Annotated in this window: 3 protein-coding genes; all 3 read left to right on the forward strand. The window is 63.2% G+C overall.

Annotated elements, in window-relative coordinates; genetic code table 11:
• A partial coding sequence (locus tag ACE04A_RS25240; protein WP_448718315.1) for a branched-chain amino acid ABC transporter permease occupies positions 1 to 390 on the forward strand: 390 nt, incomplete at its 5' end.
• A gap of 26 nt (positions 391 to 416) precedes the next feature.
• Complete coding sequence (locus ACE04A_RS25245) at positions 417 to 1481, forward strand: branched-chain amino acid ABC transporter permease (RefSeq protein WP_100853904.1); 1065 nt, start codon at positions 417 to 419, stop codon at positions 1479 to 1481.
• Positions 1482 to 1719: 238 nt separating this feature from the next.
• Positions 1720 to 3060 carry an ABC transporter substrate-binding protein gene (locus tag ACE04A_RS25250; protein WP_485820652.1) on the forward strand — a complete coding sequence of 447 codons (1341 nt, stop codon included), beginning with the start codon at positions 1720 to 1722 and terminating at the stop codon, positions 3058 to 3060.
• The last annotated feature ends 26 nt before the right edge of the window (positions 3061 to 3086 follow it).

Here is a 3086-nt window from a genome sequence, read left to right on the forward strand (position 1 = left end):
CGCGCGCTGCGCGCAGGGGCCGACGACCACCAGGCCGCGCAATCCATCGGCATTCCGCTGAACCGTATCTGGGTCATCGTGTGGTGCGTGGCCGGATTGGTGGCGCTGGTGGCCGGCATTATCTGGGGGTCGAAGTTCGGCGTGCAATTCACGCTGTCCACCGCGGCGCTGCGCGCGTTGCCGGTGGTGATCCTGGGCGGCTTGACGTCGGTGCCGGGCGCCATTCTGGGCGGCCTGATCATTGGCGTGGGGGAAAAGTTGTCCGAGGTCTACCTGGGGTCGCTCGTGGGCGGCGGTATCGAAATCTGGTTCGCCTATGTGCTGGCGCTGGTGTTCCTGCTGTTCCGTCCGCAAGGGCTGTTCGGCGAGAAGATCATCGACCGCGTGTAAACCACCAGGCCCTCTAGGATAAAAACATGTTCTATCGCGAAAACGGCCAGTTCAAAACCAGCTACCGGGCGGATCAGCAGATTTTCCCGATCCGCCAGGACCGCATCTTCATCTGGCTGCTGCTGGCGGTGGCGTTCATTGCCGTGCCGGCGCTGTCTTCCGACTACCTGCTGCGCGCCATCCTGATTCCGTTCCTGATCCTGTCGCTTGCGGCGGTGGGCTTGAACATTCTGGTTGGCTATTGCGGCCAGATCTCGCTGGGCACCGGCGCCTTCATGGCGGTGGGCGCGTATGCGGCCTGGAACTTCGGCGTGCGCTTTCCCGGCATGCCGCTGCTTCTTCAGATTCTGCTGGGCGGGTGCTTTGCCACCCTGGTGGGCGTGATCTTCGGCATCCCCAGTTTGCGCATCCGAGGCCTGTATCTGGCGGTGGCCACGCTGGCGGCACAGTTCTTCGTGGACTGGGCTTTCCTGCGCATTCCCTTCTTCACCAATTACTCGTCCTCGGGCAGCGTGTCGGTGCCCCCGCTTACGGCCTTTGGCCTGCCGGTGCAATCCGCCCTGGAAAAGTACTTGTTCGTGCTGATCCTGGTGGTGGTCTTCAGCCTGCTGGCCAAGAACCTGGTGCGCGGCGCGATCGGCCGCCAGTGGATGGCCATCCGCGACATGGACGTGGCGGCCTCGGTCATCGGCATCCGGCCCATGTACGCGAAGCTGACGGCGTTTGCGGTCAGCTCGTTCATCGTGGGCGTGGCGGGCGCCTTGTGGGGCTACATCCACCTGGGTTCCTGGGAACCGCTGGCCTTTGACCTGAACCGTTCGTTCCAACTGCTGTTCATGGTCATCATCGGCGGGCTGGGCTCGATCATCGGCAGCTTCTTCGGCGCGGCCTTCATCGTGCTGGTGCCGGTGGCGCTGTCTAACATTCCGCACGCACTAGGCATTCCCCTGTCGGTGGACACCGCCGCGCACATCGAACACATGGTGTTCGGCGCGCTGATCGTGTTCTTCCTGATTGCGGAACCGCATGGGCTGGCGCGTCTGTGGAGCATCGGCAAGGAAAAGCTCCGCATCTGGCCATTCCCGCACTGAAGGAGGTGACCCACCCCCGAAGCGCTGTTGGCGCTTCCCCCTCAAGGGGGCCCCGCTGGGGACCGGCAAAGCCGGATCCGCCGCGGCCCCGCTAAGGGAAGCAGGCATCACGACCGTATTGATCATTACCGGCCGCGTCAGTGCAAACGCAGCGACCGGAATCCTGAATACCCGGCTCAAGACCGGGCCAATCCCGGTGTCCCAGGGTTTACTGACCCAAGCACCACGCAGGAGGTAAATGGAGATGAAGCGTCTTAACCTGAAGTTGGCGGCGGCATTGGTAGCCGCAGCCGGCGCCGTCGGCGCCGTGGCCCCGCCGGCAATGGCGGCCGAAGAGCAGTTCGTTCCGTTGCTGGTGTATCGCACCGGGGCGTTCGCGCCGCTGGGCATTCCCTGGGCCGACGGCAAGCTGGACTACCTGAAGCTGGTCAACGAGCGCGACGGTGGCGTCAACGGCGTCAAGATCACGTACGAAGAATGTGAAACGTCCTACGCCACTGATCGCGGCGTGGAATGCTATGAACGCCTGAAGGGCAAGGGAACCGGGGCCTCGGGCTTCGACACCCAGTCCACCGGCATCACGTTCGCGGTCAGCGACAAGGCCATCCAGGACAAGGTACCCGTCGAAACGATGGGCTACGGCCTGTCGCAATCGGTGGACGGCAGCGTGTTCCAGTGGAACTTCCCGCTGCTGGGCACGTACTGGACCGCCGCCGACGTGATGATCCAGGACATCGCCAAGAAAGAAGGCGGCATGGACAAGCTCAAGGGCAAGAAGATTGCCCTGGTCTACCACGACTCGCCGTATGGCAAGGAACCGATCCCGCTGCTGCAAAAGCGCGCCGCCAAGGAAGGCTTCGAGCTGGTGCTGTATCCGGTCACCGCCCCCGGCGTTGAGCAGAAATCCACCTGGCTGCAAATCCGCCAGGCACGCCCGAACTACGTGCTGCTGTGGAGCGCCGGCATCATGACGCCGACCGCCATCCGCGAAGCGCAGGCCAGCGGCTACCCGCGCGACAAGATGTACGCCATCTGGTGGGCCGGCTCTGAAGGCGACGTGAAAGACCTGGGCGACGTCGCCAAGGGCTACAACGCCATCACCGTGCACAACAGCGGCGCCGAAAGCGACAAGGTCTACGACGACCTGAAGAAGTTCGTCTATGACAAGGGCCAGGGCGCGGACAAGACCGCCAAGAACACCCTGAACACCATCGCCCACACACGCGGCATGATGATTTCCATGCTGCAAGTCGAGGCGATCCGCGCGGCGCAAGAGAAGTACGGCAAGGGCAAGGCCATGACGCCCGAGCAAGTGCGCTGGGGCTTCGAAAACCTGAACCTGACGCAGGAAAAGCTGGACAAGCTGGGCTTCGGCCAGATCATGCGTCCCGTCAAGACCTCGTGCGGCAACCACATGGGTGATGACTGGGCTCGCATCGTGCAGTGGGATGGCGCCAAGTTCAAGGTGGTGTCTGACTGGTATCAGTCCGATAAGGCCATCCTGGATCCGATGGTCAAGGAAGCCGCGGCCAAGTACGCCAAGGAAAAGAACATCACGCCCCGCACTTGCGAGAACTGATGTGAACCGGGGGGGCGCCCTGGCGG

The sequence above is a fragment of the Achromobacter colocynthidis genome, assembly GCF_057334535.1.

Excerpts from the sequence above, each read along its gene's own strand:
- ACE04A_RS25245 (WP_100853904.1), top strand. The coding sequence starts at position 417 with ATGTTCTATCGCGAAAACGGCCAGTTCAAAACCAGCTACCGGGCGGAT.
- ACE04A_RS25250 (WP_485820652.1), top strand. The coding sequence starts at position 1,720 with ATGGAGATGAAGCGTCTTAACCTGAAGTTGGCGGCGGCATTGGTAGCC.